This window comes from Romboutsia sp. D33t1_170424_H2 (assembly GCF_015669105.1).
Classification (GTDB): Bacteria; Bacillota; Clostridia; order Peptostreptococcales; family Peptostreptococcaceae; genus Romboutsia_C; species Romboutsia_C hominis.
Window position 1 is genome coordinate 153,668 of the sequence record NZ_JADOZQ010000004.1, and the last position, 17,171, is coordinate 170,838.

Genomic DNA, 17,171 nt, shown 5'->3' on the forward strand with positions numbered 1-17,171 from the left:
ATTTATACTTCAAATACTTTATTCCATATTAACCTAACTAAAATTACTAAACCTATTAAATAAGTTACTTTTAAAAATATGCTACTACTAAGTAAGAAATGACCTAATGCTATTACACCAACAAACACCATGGATTTTATCATAGTTCCTATGTTTGATGCTGTATTAGTATTTTGATATTCACAAGTAAATGGCATATGCTTTTCATTTAATTTAAAAGTAATCATTGATGATAATACAGTAGCTACAAATACTATTGCTAAATCTACTATAACTTTTGGTGATAATATTATTATAAATCCTATACTCATTAATATAAATAAAGGAAGTATTAAAAGATATATACTAGCTTTAAAAGCTGCTGTATATATATTTTTCTTATTATTTATCGGAAGTATATCATATATCCAACTAGCTTCATATTCTTTAGAAAATTTCAGAGTTGTTAATATACTTTGGCTCATAAGCACAAAAAAGTACATTAATAGATATACTGGCTCAGATCTAAGTTCTGTTAAAAAATTATTATCACTCCTAAAGCTACTAATCATCATTAAAAATGGCATAAATGCCCCCATAACTAATGATGGATATACTTTTGTTTTAAACTCTCTATCTTTTTTAAGAATATCATATACAAAGTTAAAGAATGCTCTTTCTTCTTTATCTTTACATATTAGTTTACTAACTTTTATACTTAATTTTTCTTTAAATTTTTTATTGACATAAGTATTATCATTTAATTTTTGAAGGTTATATTCAAATCTTGGTATTAGCTTTACATATACGAATATAGATACTATAGGAACTACAATAGCTAATCCACTCATGATTATAATTAAATTATTTACATCTATATTATATAAAAGATTAAAGCTTGAACCAAACCACATAGGAGGAAGTAGTAGATTCCAAAACTTTGGTTCATATACAAATTGTAAATCTACAAAGGTAAATGCTCTTGCTACAACTTGATATCCTAGTATAAATACCAATATAAATAAAGCTTGAAAAGCATTTAAGACATCCTTTAGCCTTTCTCCACTAAATAACTTTAATATGACAAAATACATTATGGCAGTAACTATAATCATAAATACATTTATTAAAAATATATTTAGTATAAATAATAATATAAACTTAATACCATATCTAATACTACAAAGTATAGCTGCTATACTTATTGATAAGCTAAGTAATGTCATATATATAAATATATGTGTAAATTTAGCTGCATTTAGAGTTTTTACATCTACGCCTTTAGTTTCTAATATATCTTTATCATTTATATCAAGTATTACACTTGAAAAATCTGATACAAATACACTTAAGATCATAACCATAAAAAAACTAAAATATAAACTCATTTTTACAATAGGGTTAATATCTAGTGTTATAATAGGTGCTGATGCTAACCCAACAATTGCATATATTATTAAGCTTATATAAAAATTATTTTTATCTTTACCTTCTTCATTGCTACTTATATTGCGCTGCCCACGTCTACCATCCATTATAAGTTTATGCTTAACTATAAGTCGCATTAAACTATAATTTACACCAGCTTTAGTATATAAATATTTAAATATATCTAGTATTTTTAAAATAAAAGAGTCTTTCATGCTACACCTCTTTTAATACTTTTATAAATTCATCAGACAGATTTGAATGTTCTTCAAATCCTGTTAGCTGGTTAAATATCTCTTCTAAAGAACCTTCAAAATTAGTATTTTTTATTTGTTCAAAGTTACCATCTGCTACAATATTTCCTTTATCTAGAAGTATTATTCTATCGCTTATTTTTTCAACAACTTCCATTATGTGAGATGAGTAAAATATAGTCTTTCCTTCTTGCTTTAATTTGTGTAGTATTTCTTTTATTAAAAGTACACTATTAGCATCAAGTCCACTTAATGGTTCATCTAAAAATAATATGTCTGGATTGTGAAGCATTGAGCTTATTATAACTACCTTTTGCTTCATTCCTTTTGAAAATGATGATAGTCTAGACTCATAAGCATGTTCTATTTTAAGTATTTCCATAAGCCTTCTAGCTTTTTTATCACTCTTTTCATAACTTAGCCCATACACTTGGCCAATAAAAGTTAAGTATTCTCTAGCTGTTAAACTTTCATAGACTTTGGCTACTTCAGGAACATAACCTATTTTATTTTTATATTTATTATTAATATCTTCTATATCATTCCCAAATATATATACGCTACCGCTATATCCCTTAACTAATCCCAGTAGTATTTTTATAGTAGTACTTTTACCTGCTCCATTTGATCCTATATACCCTATAATATTTCCCCTATCTATATTTAGATTGATCCCCTTTAAAACTTCTTTTTGACCGTAATTCATCCTTAGGTCTTTTATTTCTATAACATTCATATTCTACCTCCCTGAATACGTTTTACATCTAATTATAACATAGGTATATCTATCTAACAAACTAAGTTAAACTCACTATTTTAAAAATATTTAATCTCTTAGTAAACAAAAATACTACCTAATTAGGTAGTATTTTTTATAATTTATGCTACATCTTCTATCTCACTATCAACTTTATTCTTAAGTACTATGTTAGCTACTATATGTATAGTCATTCCAACTGCTATAGCGATAACTAAGTCAAATACTATAGTTAATATAAATGTAGCTAAAAGAACTACTACATCTTTTTTAGGTAAGCTCATCATTTCTTTCATTTCTTTCCACTCACCCATATTATAAGATACTATTATTAATATCGCAGATAAAACTGTCATAGGTATCATTTTTGCAAGTGGCATTAAAACTACCATTATTAAAAGAAGAGTTATTGCATGTACCATACCTGATATAGGACTTTTCCCACCATTTTTTACATTCGCTGCTGTTCTTGCTATTGCTCCAGTTGCTGGTATCCCACCAAATAGTGCTGATGCTATGTTTCCAAGTCCTTGTGCTACAAGCTCCATATTAGAATCATGTTTGTCATTTATCATATTATCTGATACTACACAAGAAAGAAGTGATTCTATCCCAGCTAATACTGCTATAGTTATAGCTGGTTGTATTAAGGATACTATTTTATCTATACTAAAACTTGGCACACTTGGCATTGGTATGCTTGCTGATATGTTAGTATATACACTTCCTATAGTGTCTACATTTAAGCTAAAAACATTTACAACTACTGTTGAAAGTATTAATGCTATTATAGATGCTGGTACAGTTTTATTTATTTTTGGCCAGTATATCATAATTAATATACATGCTATACCCACTATGAAAGTCATCATATCAAATGTATTTATATTATGTATGTAGCTTTCTATTTTTCCTATAGCTTCTGCTGGAACATCATTTATTTTAAGACCTAGTAAATCTTTGATTTGAGTTATAAGTAAAGTTACTGCTATACCACTAGTAAATCCTACTGTAACAGTATGAGGAACATATTCTATAAGATTTCCAAATTTTAAAAGACCCATTATTACAAGAAGTATACCTGCCATAATAGTTGCTGTTATAAGACCATCCATACCGTACATTTTCACAATACCATAGACTATTACAACAAAGGCTCCTGTTGGCCCTCCAATTTGAACTTTACTTCCTCCAAGGAAAGATATGATAAATCCTGCAAATATTGCAGTAATAAGACCTTTTTCTGGTGATACACCTGAAGATATAGCAAGAGCTATTGATAATGGTAATGCTATAATTGCTACTATAAATCCTGCTACTATATCTTTTCTCACTTGCTCACCACTTAATTCATTTTGCTTAAACATTGTAAATAACTTTGGCGACATATTCTGTTTTTCCCTCCAATAAATTTCATCCTTATACATAATACTCCTACTTTACAATAAAGTCAAAAAAATTTCTTATATTTATTTTAAAAATTTTATACATCCCTATTTATTAGTTTTCAAATTATGTTTTTATAATTTTTAGTGGTATAATATGCTTATGATAATTTTGTGGAGGTGTCTATTTTGACTAAAATATTTAGACGATTATTTATATTCTTATTCATATTTTTCATATCATCTATAATGATACAGAATATAACTATTTTTATAATTCCAATAATTTGTGTTAATCTATTTGCTATATATTATTCTATAAAAGTGCCTATTAATAGAAATCATTCTAAAAAACAAGTTACTCATATAATAAATGTTGACTGTAAAGAAATTACAGATTATTCTTTTTTAGCACTTTTACTTATATTTTATATACTACCTGCATTAAATGATTTTAGATTTAGTACATTATATAACTTTTTTAATGTTTCTTTTAAGCAACAATTTATATTTTTAAGTTTGTTAACTTTTATATTAATATCTTTACTACTTTTATTTGTGTCTATACTTGAACATAATAATACTAAAAATAAAGTATTTGATGAAGGCATAATATTTAATGATGGAGTTTTACATTCTTGGGATGAACTTACTGGTTATAAGTTTGGTTATTTAGTGGCTGGTTCTAAATATGTAGATCTTACACTATACTATGGTAGTATATCTAAGACTCTTAGAATAAATAAAAAAGACCTTCACATATATGAAGATTTAATGAATAAAAAATATTTTAAAATTGCTTAAATTAATGTGTTTTTATATGAAAAGAGTACATTCATAGATTTTAATTTTAATCTATGAATGTACTCTTTTTCGTTGTTTTAAATAAGTTAGGTTATATTTAAATTTTTAAAGATATACTTCTAAATTAATATTTGCTTAATCTTTATCATGTTTTTTAGTATTTAAATTTAACTTACAGCTTATTACTAAATCATAATTTCTAAGAGTAGCATTTATATCACCATTCATTTTTTGCATTAAACTTTTGGCTATATAAAGTCCTAGACCTGTACTATCATTATTTCTTGTTTTATCTTTTTTGTAAAATCTATTAAACATGTTATCTATATCTTCACTATTAAGATTAGTATTATATTCTATAAACTTAACTATAGCAAACTCTTTTTCTTTTTTTATTATTATATCTATATCTGACTTAGAATACTTAAGACTATTAGATATTACATTTTCTATAACTCTAGTAAAAGCATTACTATCTATACTTACAATTATGTCTTTTTCTTCTACATATATATTTGGCTTTATATTTTTATTTGTAAAATCTTCATAGAAACTAGCTATTATATTATATATAATATTATTTAAATTATCCTTTTTTATATTCAATTTATAACTATCCAGTTCTATAAGTGATAGTTTAAAAAACTCATCAAGTAATATTTCAAGTCGCTTTGAACGTTCTTGAATCGTATTTATATATTCATTCTTACTTTCCTCATTTACTTTATCACTCTTTAGCATTTGAACATACCCAAGTATAGATGTTAAAGGTGTTCTCAAATCATGAGATATACTTGCTATTGACTGCTTTAAATTTTCTTCTCTTAGTTTTTTATTTATATTTGTAGCTTCTATTATATCTATTTGATTATTGATATTATAAGCCAACATTTCTAGATCTTTATCTATTAACTTTATATCTATCTTTTTATTAGTTTTATTTTCATTATAGTATTTCAGCTGTTTTGTAATGTTTCTTATTTCCTTTTTTATAGAAAATAAATAGATGAGTAATATTATAATAATTACTCCAAAGAATATTGCTATCATAATTTACTCATTCTCCTTTTCTATCATAAATTTATTTAGTATCTTGTTTATTTATTAATATACATCCAAGTGTAGATGTTATTATTATAACTATTATAGCATTTAATCCTAAACTTACCATAACCTCATTACTTGGATATTTTCCACAAATATCAAGTAATCCACCATATGGAATATATTTAGTTAAATACAATACATTTTTTTCTGTCAAAAATGCTGGTAAAAGTAGGATTAATACTCCAAATCCCATAAGTTCTGATTTTATATTCATTATACTAGCTAAAAGTACATAAAAACTTGTAGATGCGTATAATAGTAGCATATATAAAGTTAAAAACTTTGATATTTTTAAAATATCAAAATTTCCAAATTCATACATTAATCCGCCTATTAATGTATTGAGTATTATTGGAAATAAAGCTATAATACTTACCCCTATAAATGAAACTATTAACTTTGATATATATATACTCGTTCTGCTATATCCATAGTTTATCTTATGCATTATAGTTTTATCTACGTATTCATCTACAACTATATTTCCTACAAAATATACTAAAATCATATACGTAACAGCTGTAAATCCTATTGCTGAGAATAAAAAATCTTGAGCACTTAAATTTTTTATATTGCTAAAATCATTCATAGTAAATCCATATTTTCTGTTATTTATAAAAGTTACTATTAAGCTAAGAATTTCATCTCCTTGAGGCTTAAATATGTGAAGACCTAATCCTAATAATAATGGAATTAGAGTTATTAGTAGCATTTTTATAAAAACTTTACTTTTTCTTAGCTTGTACAGTTCTGACTTAATTAAATTTTCCATTATAATCTACCTCCTATTAAGTTCATAAAGTAATCTTCTAAATCATCTCCAATAGATACAATTTCTTCAGTTATTACATTAGAACTAATAAGAGCTTTAGATACTTCTATTTGGTTATCTATATAATCATATAATTTTATAGTATTATTTTTTAATACTTTAAAATTAGTAGTTTTTAATACAGATTCTAAACAAACTACAGCTTTGTTTATATCATCTACCTTTATTCTAAGAGCCTTTTTACATTTATCATATAACTCCTTTTGGCTTATTTCTTCTATTAATTTTCCATTATTTATTATCCCATAGCAAGTTGCTACTTGATTTAACTCGCTTAATAAATGACTCGATATAATTATTGTCATATTCTTTTCTTTATTTAATTTTTTTAATAAATCTCTTATTTCAACTATTCCCTTAGGATCTAGTCCATTTACAGGTTCATCAAGTATTAAAATTTCAGGATCAGATAGTAATGCCATAGCTATTCCTAGTCTTTGTTTCATTCCTAATGAAAACTGCTTAACTTTCTTTTTGCCTGTATTTTCTAATCCTACCATCTTTAACTTTTCATTTACACAACTACTTCCTGGTATTCCTTTTTGTATTCTTAATACTTCTAAATTTTCACTAGCACTCATATCTAAATATAAAGCTGGTGTTTCTATAAGTGCTCCTAATCTTTTTCTTTCTTTATTTATTTTATTTTTCTCTACTTCTTTAAATATTTCTATATATCCTTCGCTAGGATTGACTAATCCCGTTATCATTTTCATTATAGTAGTTTTACCAGCTCCATTTTGACCGATAAATCCATATATATCCCCTCTTTTTACAGATATACTTACATTATCTACGACTAAGTTTTTCTTATATTTCTTACTTATATTGTAAGTTTTTAGTATATATTCTTTCATGGCCCCTTCTCCTTCCTTTATACCTATATATTAAGATTTAAGTTCTAATAAAGCATAAAGAAATTATTAAGAAAGTATTAATTTTTATCTATTAGCTTATATCCTATTCCCCATACAGTTTGTATGTATTCTTTATGTATTCCATATTTAGATAGTTTATTTCTAATATTACTAATATGTACTGTTATAGTATTGTCATCTCCTAAAAATTCATCTTCCCAAACACTTTCAAATAAATTAGCTTTTGTAAATACCTTATTTGGATTTTTTATAAATATATTTAAAATTTTATATTCTATATTAGTAAATTCTATTAATTTATCATTAACGGTTACTTCTCTTTGTATATTATTCATTTTTATATCTTTAAAGCTTATTACATCTTCATTTATAGTATTTTTACCTATTTTATATCGTCTTAAATTCGTTTCTATTCTAGCTAGCACCTCATCTATATCAAAAGGCTTTGTTATATAATCATCCGCTCCCATTTTTAGTATTTTTACCTTTAAATCTATCTCCTCTCTAGCAGATATAACTATTGTAGGTATATCCATTTCTTTTCTTATATAATAAAGTACATCTTCTCCATTTTTTCCTGGTAGCATTATATCTAAAAGTACCATAGATATATTTTCATACTTTATATTTATAATAGCCTCTGTACCTGAAAAGGCAGATATTATATCATATCCATTTTGCCTTAGCATATCACATAAGAGCTTATTTATGCTTATATCATCTTCAACCACTAATATTTTTGTATTTTTCCTCATAATATCCCCTTTATTAATTTGTTATTTATATAATTGTACCATAAACTCACATTTATTTAACAGAGACGAATTTATTGTCTTTTATATAAAATCTCCATAAATAATCTTTAGCTTCTTTAGCGTAATCTATATTAACTCTTTTACTATTTATTATTTCAAAATCATTACTACTATATATTTTCTTATTTCCTTCATAATAAAAATCACTTATAAAAAGTTCTTCACCTAGTATACTTTTACTATTTAAATCTCTACCTATATTAAGTGCCATACAAAGCTTCCCTGGTCCATTAGTTATATTTTTTTTCTGATATGAATTTAAGTCTTTATAATGTTTTTTATATCTATTAAAAGATATCTCATCTATTTCTTTAATAGGTTCTACTGCTCTTATAAGTACACATTCTGGTATATTTTCCTTGTTTGCAGATATATTTAAACAATTGTACATACCATATATTAAGTATACATATATATGACCGCCTTCTAAATAAAGAGGTGCTGTTCTATTGCTTTTTTTATCATTATATACATGTGATGCTTTATCATCTTTTCCCATGTAGCTTTCAGTTTCTACGATTTTTGTTACTATTGTTTCATTGTTGTATTTTCTTATTAAATATTTACCTAATATACCTTTAGCCACTTCTATACCATCTTTATTAAAAAAATCTTTATTCAAATATTATACCTCCTTGTTTTTTATATATTTTAATGTCATATGATTAGTATGTATCAAATTGAATAAATTTAATATCTATATTAGATACATTTAATTTTACTATAAAAAAAGAGTACTATTCTATTTAGACTAAGTACTCTTTTTTATTATTCTTTTTATAATTCATCATTTAACTTATATCCTATACCTATTTCAGTTATTATATATTCTGGATTTGCTGGTTCTTTTTCAATTTTTCTTCTTATCGTTGCCATAAATACTCTTAATGATTTTATTTCACCTCCAAGCGTACTTCCCCATATTTCTTTTGCAATAAACTTGTGTGTAAGAACTTTACCATGATATCTTACAAGTAAAGATAATATATCATATTCAATAGGAGTTAGATGTATTTCTTCATTTTTAATTGTTACCTTCCTTTTGTCAAAATCTATATATAAATCTTTATAATCAAAATTATTTTTAATTATAGCCTTAGGCTTATTTTTTTGCGAATGTCTAATAGCTACTCTAACCCTAGCTAATAGTTCAGCTACAGAAAATGGCTTTGTTATATAATCATCTGCTCCCATATCAAAAGCTTCTACTTTTTCTCTATCTTGTTCTCTTGCTGATACTACTATTATAGGTACATCACTCAAATTTCTTATATTTTTTATGACCTCTATACCATCTATATCTTCAAGACCTAAATCTAGTAATATGACATCTGGAGAGTAAGACATACAAAGAGATATACCTTCTTTACCAGTTGTTGCTTCTTTAACCATATAGTCTTGTGTTGTTAGTGATGCATTTATAAATTTTCTTATTGTACTGTCATCTTCTATAATTAATATAAGATATTTACTCATTTTATTTCCCCTCTGTCTAGTCTTCTTTTGGAAGTATGAATTTAAATGTTGCTCCTTTGTCTTTATTATTTTTTACACTTATATCGCCTTTATGGGCATTTATTATAGACTTACATATGGAAAGACCTAGCCCAACTCCTTTTCTAGAATCGCTGTATTTTATTTCACCAGTAAAAAATCTATCAAAAATATTATCTATAACATTTTCACAAACACCCGGTCCATTGTCTTTTACCTCAAAAGCAATATATTCTCCCTCCTCATAAACCTTTATATTTATTTCACACTCCTCTTTAGAATATTTTATAGCATTATCTATTAAATTTATTAATACTTGTTCTATAAGTTTAGCATCCATAGGAACAAACAGTATTTCATTTGGTATATCTATCTTAAGTTTTATATATTGTATCCTCTTTTTTATATGGGATAAAGCCTCTGATATAACTTCTTCTATCATTTCTGGATTTTTCTTAACTTCAAGCTTTCCTTCATCTATCCTTGTCATACTAAGTAGGTTTTCAACTAACCTTATTAACCATTGAGTATCTTCAAATACTCCATGTAACAACTCATCTATTATACTTTCATTTATTGCATCTTTATTTTTTATGATAGTACTAACTGCACCACTTATTCCTGCAAGTGGTGTTCTTAAATCGTGGGATATTGCTCTTAATAGGCTACTTCTTAATCTTTCACTTTCAATTTCAAGGCTAGCTTCTTTTTGCACTTCTGCTAATATCTCTCTGTCTATAGATATAGCCATTTGTGCTATTACCGCTTCTATTAGGCATATATCCTCATTATCTATCTTTTTACCTAAAGAAGAAATACCTATAACACCTAAAGTCTCATTCATACCAATTATAGGCATATAAAAACCTCTAGATCCTGGTAATGTAGCTGTACCATTTCCGGCAATAGTACTATTGTTAAATACCCATTTAGCTACTGCCTTTTCAGACTCTGATATAAAAATCTCTTCATTTTCTTTATTTTTTATATTCTTATATAATTTTAATTCTTTTTGCTTCTTATCCTTTATATAACATACTACATTTTTATCAAGACCTACCGAAAGTAATTCTAATCCTTTTTTTATAATTTCTTCTTTATTCGATAATCTCAAGAAGCTTCTATTTATTTCATATAACATATGAGTATTTTGTTCTCTTTTTGAATATATTTCAACTTGCTGTTGTATTATTGATGTAAGTGTTGATGTTATTATACCTACTATACAAAATACAACTAGTGTTATTATATGATTTGGATCATCAATATCTAAAGTATAAAAAGGTTCTGTAAATAAGTAATTTAAAAGGATTACATTTATAACTGAGCTTATTATTCCCGCTGTATATCCTTTTGTAACAACAGATACTAAAGCAACACCTAGTATATAAATTAAATATATATTTTCTTGTATAAATCCCATATATTTTAATACAGAAGATATTACCGTAACTACTATTGTTATGCATAATAATTTTATTATATCAAGACTACTTACTTTAATCTTTGATATTAAACTACTTTCATTTTTAGTTATATATCTATTACTGCTTCTTCCTTTATAAGGTATTACATGTATATCTATGTAGTCAGCTTCATCTATTAATTTATCTACTATATCTTTTTTAACAAATTTAGAAAATATACTATGAGTTCTATGATTTCTACCTATTATAATTTTGGTTACATTTCTCATTTTTGCAAATCTTAAAATATCTTCCACCATATTATCGCCATGTAAAAGCACAATCTCAGCACCTAGTTTTTTTGCAAGTTCTAGGTTATTTTCTAACTGTTTTTTTGCTTCTTTTGACATTTCTTTCTGGCTTGGATTTTTTATATGTATAGCTATTAATTTTGATAACGATGCTTGTGATATTCTAGATGCAGTTCTAAGTATTTTTTGAGATGATGGCGATGGTGAAACACATGCAAGTATTGTTTCTGAGGTTGGGATTACTATTTCTTTTCCTTTTGATAGTCTAGTTATTTCAACCTCTTTATTTACCTTTTGTGCTGTTTTTCTAAGTGCCAATTCTCTTAGTGCTATTAAATTATCTTTAGTAAAAAAATTTTCTTGTGCTCTTATTGCTTGTTCTTTTTTGTATATTTTACCTTGATTAAATCTCTCTAACAACACATCCGGTTCTACATCTATTAACTCAAGTTGTGATGATAAATCTATTATTTTATCTGGGATAGTTTCTTTTACACATACATTGGTAACAATTTCAATTATATCATTTAAACTTTCTAAATGCTGTACATTTACTGTAGTATATACATCAATTCCTGCCATTAGAAGTTCCTCTATATCTTGCCATCTTTTAGCATGTCTGCATCCTTTAGCGTTTGTATGTGCCAACTCATCTACTAATATTATTTCTGGGTTTCTTTTAAGAGCTAAATCTAAATTAAATTCCTTTAAAACTATATTTTTATACTTTACTTCTTTTATGTCTAAAACCTCTAGTCCATCTATTAAAGCTAGAGTTTCTTTTCTTGAATGTTGTTCTACATATCCTACTACTACATCTACTCCATTTTCTTTTAGAGTATGTGCAGATTCAAGCATGGAGTAGGTTTTACCTACTCCTGCTGCATACCCAAAGAATATTTTCAATTTACCTCTTTTTGACTTTTCTTCTTCACTATTTAATTTTGATAATAAACTTTCTGGATCTGGTCTATTCATATTTCCCCCATTAACTATTTGATTTTTTCTAAATCTAAGTTAAGATTTAATACATTAACTTTATCTTCTCCAAATATACCCATAAATTTCTTTTCTGTATTGTTATCTATTAATTCTAATAATTTTTCTTTCGAAACTTTACTATATTTTGCTACACGATCTACTTGATATATTGCTCCTTTTAATGATATATGTGGGTCTAATCCACTTCCTGATGCTGTAACTAAATCAACAGGTATTTTCTTATCACTATTTTCTTCATACTTTTTATATAATTTTACTCTTTCATCTATTACTTTTTCAAAATCTTCTCCTGTTGGGGACATATTGCTTCCAGCAGAACTTAATCCATTATATGGATAGTCTGAAGTTGCTGATGGTCTTGACCAAAAGTAATCTGGGCTAGTAAAGTTTTGTCCTAATATTTCTGAACCTATGCTTTTACCATCTTCTTTTATTATACTACCATTTGCCTTGTACGGTACAAATATTTGTGCAAAAGCTGTTACTGTAACTGGATACAAAATTCCTGTTATTACTGTCATTATTATAAATATTAAAGATGCTTTTTTTATATATTCCATATTAAACTCTCCTTATTTAACTATATAAACATAATCATGCTTATAAGCATATCTATTAATTTTATAAATATAAATGGTGTGATAATGCCTCCGACACCATATATCATTAAGTTTTTTGATAATAACTTACTAGCAGGAAGCTCTATGTATTTAACTCCCTTTAAAGCAAGAGGAACTAACGCTATAATTACAAGTGCATTGTATATAACAGCACTCATTATTGCACTTTCTGGGCTAGATAGATTCATTATATTCAATTTATCAAGTTGAGGATATATACCTATAAATAGGGGTGGTATTATAGCAAAATATTTTGCTATGTCATTTGCTATACTAAAAGTTGTAAGAGCTCCTCTAGTCATTAATAGCTGTTTACCTATTTTTACAATCTCTATTAACTTTGTTGGACTTGAGTCTAAGTCTACCATATTACCAGCCTCTTTAGCAGCTTGAGTTCCTGTATTCATTGCAACTGCAACATCTGCTTGTGCAAGTGCCGGAGCATCATTACTTCCATCTCCTGTCATTGCTACTAAATGCCCTTTTCTTTGATATTCATGTATTAAATCAAGCTTAGCTTTAGGAGTTGCTTCTGCTAAAAAATCATCTACTCCAGCTTCTGCTGCAATAGCTGCTGCTGTTAATGGATTATCACCCGTTATCATAATAGTCTTTATTCCCATTTTTCTTAAATCGTTAAATTTTTCAGATACACCTTTTTTTAGTATATCTTTTAGATATATTACGCCTAATACTTTTTCATTTTTACAAACTACTAAAGGAGTTCCTCCCTTTTTAGATATTGACTCTACTATCTCATCACATTCCTTTGGATAATTACCTCCCATATTTTCTACAAATTCTTTAATAGCACTTGCTGCCCCTTTTCTTATCTTGTCTTGACCTATATTAGTACCACTCATTCTAGTTTTTGCAGAAAATGGAACAAATTCAGGATTTTTAACATCTAAGTAGTTTCCATTTATTGCCTTCTTCTTTTTTGCAAGTATTACTATACTTCTTCCTTCTGGAGTTTCATCTAGTGTAGAACTTAATTCAGTATAATAAACAAACTCCTCCATATCTACATTTTTAAGAGGTATAAATTCACTTGCCTGTCTATTTCCATAAGTTATAGTACCTGTTTTATCTAGAAGTAAAATGTCTACATCACCTGCTGCCTCTATAGCTCTTCCTGATGTTGCTAATACATTTTTATTATTTAATCTACTCATTCCTGCAATACCGATTGAGGAAAGTAGTGCTCCTATTGTAGTAGGTGCTAGACAAACTAATAAGGCTACTAAAGATGTTATAGAAACTACACTTCCTACTCCATTTTGATTTACAGCAAATCTACTAAATGGATATAGTGTAATTGTAACTACTAAAAATATTGCTGTTAACGCTATTAGTAAAGTTTGAAGAGCTATTTCATTTGGAGTTTTTTTTCTTTGTGCCCCTTCAACCATAGCAATCATTTTATCTAAGAAACTTTCACCTGCATTTGATGTAACTTTTACTATTAAGTAGTCTGATACCACCGTTGTTCCACCGGTTACTGCGCATCTATCTCCACCAGATTCTCTTATAACTGGTGCACTCTCACCTGTTATAGCACTTTCATCAACAGATGCCACTCCTTCTATAATATCTCCATCTGCTGGTATTTGGTTATTTGCTTCTACTAAAACTATATCTCCTTTTTTTAGTAAATTAGATGGAATCATTTCAAATTCACTATCTATATTACACTCTTTGAGCTTTTTAGCTAAAACGTCCTTTTTAGCAGCTCTTAAGCTACTTGCTTGTGCTTTTCCTCTACCTTCTGCTATTGCTTCTGCGAAATTTGCAAATAACACTGTTGACCATAAAAATATACTAATTGTTATAGTAAATGGTGTATTGTCATTTGTTATGTTAAAAATAGATAAAACACTTATAATACTAGTTATTATGGAACCTACATAAACTATAAACATTACCGGATTTTTTAGTTGATTCTTGAAATCTAATTTTTTTATAGAATCTTTAGTAGCCCCTTTTAAAATATCTTTATTTATGAAAGTCTTATTTAAATCACCCATAATCTTATCTCCTTATATTAAAATATCATGCTCAAGTGTTCTGCTATTGGTCCAAGTGCTAAAGATGGTAAGAAACTTAATGCACCTATCATAAGTACTACTCCTACCAATAAAAATACGAATAGTGTATTGTTAGTGGCTAATGTACCCGAACTTTGTGGAACTATTTTTTTGCTAGCTAAAGACTCTGCTATATTTATTATTAATATTATAGGTATAAAGCGAGCAAGTAACATTACTATACCTGTTAATAAATTTACGAATATATTATTTGCACCAAATCCTGCGAATGCACTACCATTATTGTTTCCTGTAGAGCTTAATGCATATAATATTTCTGAAAATCCATGAGCTCCACTATTGTTTAATAAATCACTTGCATTTGGTAACATACAAACCATAGCAGTTCCAACTAAAACCAAGACTGGAGTAGTTATTATTAAAATAGATGCCATCTTCATTTCAAAAGGTTCTATTTTCTTTCCTAGATACTCAGGAGTTCTACCTACCATAAGACCTGATATAAATACTGTTAATATTACAAACGCTAACATGCCATATAGTCCACAACCAACTCCTCCAAATACTACTTCACCTAGTTGCATAAGTAGTGTTAAAATCATTCCTCCTATTGGTGTGAAAGAGTCATGCATAGAATTTACAGAACCATTAGATGCTGATGTTGTTGTTACCCCCCATATAGCAGAATTCGTAACTCCGAATCTAACCTCTTTTCCTTCCATATTTCCTCCAGACTGATTATCATCTATCTCACTGTATATATATGGATTATTTACTAATTCTGGAGTTGACTTGTATTCATAATACATAGTTGTTGCCATAGCTATTACAAATATTACTATCATTGCAGATAAAAGTGTGGTTCCTTGTTTTTTATCTTTTACCATGTCACCAAATGTAAAGCATAATGCTGCTGGTATTAATATAATTGATACTACTTGAGCTATATTTGATAATAATGTTGGGTTTTCAAGTGGATGTGCTGAATTCGTTCCAAAGAATCCTCCTCCATTTGTTCCTAATTGTTTTATTGCTATTTGGCTTGCTGCAGGACCTCCTGGAATAATCTGAGTATCTACTGTACTTTTATCATCTAAAACTATTTCTTCTACTAAGCTTACTTCTTGATAAGGTTTAAAGTTTTGCACTACTCCTTGAGTTGTTAAGAATATTGCAAGTACCATAGATAAAGGTATCAGCACATATAAAGTCGATTTTATTAAATCTACCCAGAAGTTTCCTAGTTTAGAACATTTAGTTCTCTTAAATCCTCTTATTAAAACCATAAGTACACTTATCCCAACTGCTGCTGATACAAAGTTTTGAACTGTTAGACCTAACATTTGAGACATATAGCTTAATGTAGTCTCTCCACTATATGCTTGCCAATTTGTATTAGTTATAAAGCTTGCTGCTGTATTAAAAGCTAAATCCCAATTTACATTACTTAATTTTTCAGGATTTAGTGGTAATATATACTGAATCATTTGTAAAAACATAACAAATAATAAACTAATGACACTAAATGCCATTAAACTTAAAATATATTCTTTACCTGACATTTCTTCATTTTCATTTATTTTAAGAACTTTATATATCCATTTTTCTATAGGTTTTATTACTTTACTTAGAAATACTCTTTTACCTTTAAATACCTTAGATATATAAATTCCCAAAGGTTTTGCTAGCAATAAAACTATTGCTAGAAAAAATATTACTTGAATTACAATGCTACTCATTTTTTCTCCTCCTAATTTTTGTATATGATTATTCTATTATTTTTTATATAAAATGAATGTTAATATAATTCTATATACATTAAGATTGTATAAAGATTAAATAAAAAAGTACCTAGATTAATCTAGGTACTTTTTGCTATTTTTTATCATTATATATTTTACTACTATCAGAAACATTTTTTAAAGTTGACGTCCACTCATTATTAGTAGCGTCTTTTTTATTTCTATTAGCTTTATTAGTTACACATTCATTAGAACCTGACCATTGGTTATTTCCTTCACATTTTTTATTATTATTCATAATGTCACTCC

Annotated in this window: 15 protein-coding genes; 1 reads left to right on the top strand and 14 read right to left on the bottom strand. The window is 27.0% G+C overall.

All coding sequences use genetic code 11. The features are described 5' to 3' along the window. Positions 1–2: 2 nt before the first annotated feature. From I4U66_RS06830 to I4U66_RS06840, 3 genes are all read right to left on the bottom strand, one after another. On the bottom strand, positions 3–1,622 hold the full coding sequence (locus I4U66_RS06830) for a hypothetical protein (protein ID WP_195928639.1): 1,620 nt from the start codon (positions 1,620–1,622) through the stop codon (positions 3–5). 1 nt (position 1,623) lies between these two features. Next, positions 1,624–2,397: an ABC transporter ATP-binding protein gene (locus I4U66_RS06835; protein ID WP_092925294.1), complete on the bottom strand. Its 774-nt coding sequence runs from the start codon at positions 2,395–2,397 to the stop codon at positions 1,624–1,626. Positions 2,398–2,540: 143 nt separating this feature from the next. Then, positions 2,541–3,806 (bottom strand): SulP family inorganic anion transporter, encoded by a 1,266-nt coding sequence (locus I4U66_RS06840; RefSeq protein ID WP_330383727.1) that lies wholly within the window; start codon positions 3,804–3,806, stop codon positions 2,541–2,543. A 186-nt stretch (positions 3,807–3,992) separates the two neighbouring features. Between I4U66_RS06840 and I4U66_RS06845 the strand changes: the two genes are divergently transcribed. Continuing rightward, positions 3,993–4,607: a hypothetical protein gene (locus tag I4U66_RS06845; protein WP_092925292.1), complete on the top strand. Its 615-nt coding sequence runs from the start codon at positions 3,993–3,995 to the stop codon at positions 4,605–4,607. A 135-nt stretch (positions 4,608–4,742) separates the two neighbouring features. On the opposite strand, the gene I4U66_RS06850 is transcribed toward I4U66_RS06845, so the two are convergent. From I4U66_RS06850 to I4U66_RS06900, 11 genes are all read right to left on the bottom strand, one after another. Next, positions 4,743–5,657: a sensor histidine kinase gene (locus I4U66_RS06850; protein WP_092925290.1), complete on the bottom strand. Its 915-nt coding sequence runs from the start codon at positions 5,655–5,657 to the stop codon at positions 4,743–4,745. 31 nt (positions 5,658–5,688) lie between these two features. Further along, positions 5,689–6,486 carry a hypothetical protein gene (locus I4U66_RS06855; protein ID WP_195928640.1) on the bottom strand — a complete coding sequence of 266 codons (798 nt, stop codon included), beginning with the start codon at positions 6,484–6,486 and terminating at the stop codon, positions 5,689–5,691. Continuing rightward, positions 6,486–7,403, bottom strand: coding sequence for an ATP-binding cassette domain-containing protein (locus tag I4U66_RS06860; protein WP_092925286.1), 918 nt, complete (start codon positions 7,401–7,403; stop codon positions 6,486–6,488). Before I4U66_RS06860 ends, I4U66_RS06855 begins: the two co-directional genes overlap by 1 nt. A gap of 77 nt (positions 7,404–7,480) precedes the next feature. After that, the gene (locus I4U66_RS06865; RefSeq protein ID WP_195928641.1) at positions 7,481–8,179 is read right to left on the bottom strand and encodes a response regulator transcription factor; all 699 of its coding nucleotides are present in this window, start codon (positions 8,177–8,179) and stop codon (positions 7,481–7,483) included. A 52-nt stretch (positions 8,180–8,231) separates the two neighbouring features. Then, positions 8,232–8,861, bottom strand: a complete 630-nt coding sequence (locus I4U66_RS06870; RefSeq protein WP_092925282.1) for a DNA-3-methyladenine glycosylase — start codon at positions 8,859–8,861, stop codon at positions 8,232–8,234. Between the two features lie 155 nt (positions 8,862–9,016). Then, complete coding sequence (locus I4U66_RS06875) at positions 9,017–9,715, bottom strand: response regulator (RefSeq protein WP_092925280.1); 699 nt, start codon at positions 9,713–9,715, stop codon at positions 9,017–9,019. 16 nt (positions 9,716–9,731) lie between these two features. Then, positions 9,732–12,428, bottom strand: a complete 2,697-nt coding sequence (locus tag I4U66_RS06880) for a sensor histidine kinase (RefSeq protein WP_195928642.1) — start codon at positions 12,426–12,428, stop codon at positions 9,732–9,734. A gap of 14 nt (positions 12,429–12,442) precedes the next feature. Beyond that, entirely contained in the window at positions 12,443–13,012 is a 570-nt protein-coding gene (gene kdpC, locus I4U66_RS06885; protein WP_092925276.1) for a potassium-transporting ATPase subunit KdpC, read from the bottom strand. 20 nt (positions 13,013–13,032) lie between these two features. Next, positions 13,033–15,099 carry a potassium-transporting ATPase subunit KdpB gene (gene kdpB, locus I4U66_RS06890; RefSeq protein ID WP_195928643.1) on the bottom strand — a complete coding sequence of 689 codons (2,067 nt, stop codon included), beginning with the start codon at positions 15,097–15,099 and terminating at the stop codon, positions 13,033–13,035. A gap of 17 nt (positions 15,100–15,116) precedes the next feature. After that, the gene (gene kdpA / locus I4U66_RS06895; protein ID WP_195928644.1) at positions 15,117–16,859 is read right to left on the bottom strand and encodes a potassium-transporting ATPase subunit KdpA; all 1,743 of its coding nucleotides are present in this window, start codon (positions 16,857–16,859) and stop codon (positions 15,117–15,119) included. Between the two features lie 136 nt (positions 16,860–16,995). Beyond that, positions 16,996–17,160: a hypothetical protein gene (locus tag I4U66_RS06900; RefSeq protein ID WP_166505610.1), complete on the bottom strand. Its 165-nt coding sequence runs from the start codon at positions 17,158–17,160 to the stop codon at positions 16,996–16,998. Positions 17,161–17,171 lie beyond the last annotated feature (11 nt).

What these genes read in the sequence shown, in the direction of transcription:
- I4U66_RS06830 (WP_195928639.1), bottom strand. Translation starts at nt 1,622, where the DNA reads ATGAAAGACTCTTTTATTTTAAAAATACTAGATATATTTAAATATTTA.
- kdpA (WP_195928644.1), bottom strand. Translation starts at nt 16,859, where the DNA reads ATGAGTAGCATTGTAATTCAAGTAATATTTTTTCTAGCAATAGTTTTA.
- kdpB (WP_195928643.1), bottom strand. Translation starts at nt 15,099, where the DNA reads ATGGGTGATTTAAATAAGACTTTCATAAATAAAGATATTTTAAAAGGG.
- I4U66_RS06875 (WP_092925280.1), bottom strand. Translation starts at nt 9,715, where the DNA reads ATGAGTAAATATCTTATATTAATTATAGAAGATGACAGTACAATAAGA.
- I4U66_RS06835 (WP_092925294.1), bottom strand. Translation starts at nt 2,397, where the DNA reads ATGAATGTTATAGAAATAAAAGACCTAAGGATGAATTACGGTCAAAAA.
- I4U66_RS06880 (WP_195928642.1), bottom strand. Translation starts at nt 12,428, where the DNA reads ATGAATAGACCAGATCCAGAAAGTTTATTATCAAAATTAAATAGTGAA.
- I4U66_RS06850 (WP_092925290.1), bottom strand. Translation starts at nt 5,657, where the DNA reads ATGATAGCAATATTCTTTGGAGTAATTATTATAATATTACTCATCTAT.
- I4U66_RS06865 (WP_195928641.1), bottom strand. Translation starts at nt 8,179, where the DNA reads ATGAGGAAAAATACAAAAATATTAGTGGTTGAAGATGATATAAGCATA.
- I4U66_RS06860 (WP_092925286.1), bottom strand. Translation starts at nt 7,403, where the DNA reads ATGAAAGAATATATACTAAAAACTTACAATATAAGTAAGAAATATAAG.
- I4U66_RS06855 (WP_195928640.1), bottom strand. Translation starts at nt 6,486, where the DNA reads ATGGAAAATTTAATTAAGTCAGAACTGTACAAGCTAAGAAAAAGTAAA.
- I4U66_RS06900 (WP_166505610.1), bottom strand. Translation starts at nt 17,160, where the DNA reads ATGAATAATAATAAAAAATGTGAAGGAAATAACCAATGGTCAGGTTCT.
- kdpC (WP_092925276.1), bottom strand. Translation starts at nt 13,012, where the DNA reads ATGGAATATATAAAAAAAGCATCTTTAATATTTATAATAATGACAGTA.
- I4U66_RS06840 (WP_330383727.1), bottom strand. Translation starts at nt 3,806, where the DNA reads ATGTCGCCAAAGTTATTTACAATGTTTAAGCAAAATGAATTAAGTGGT.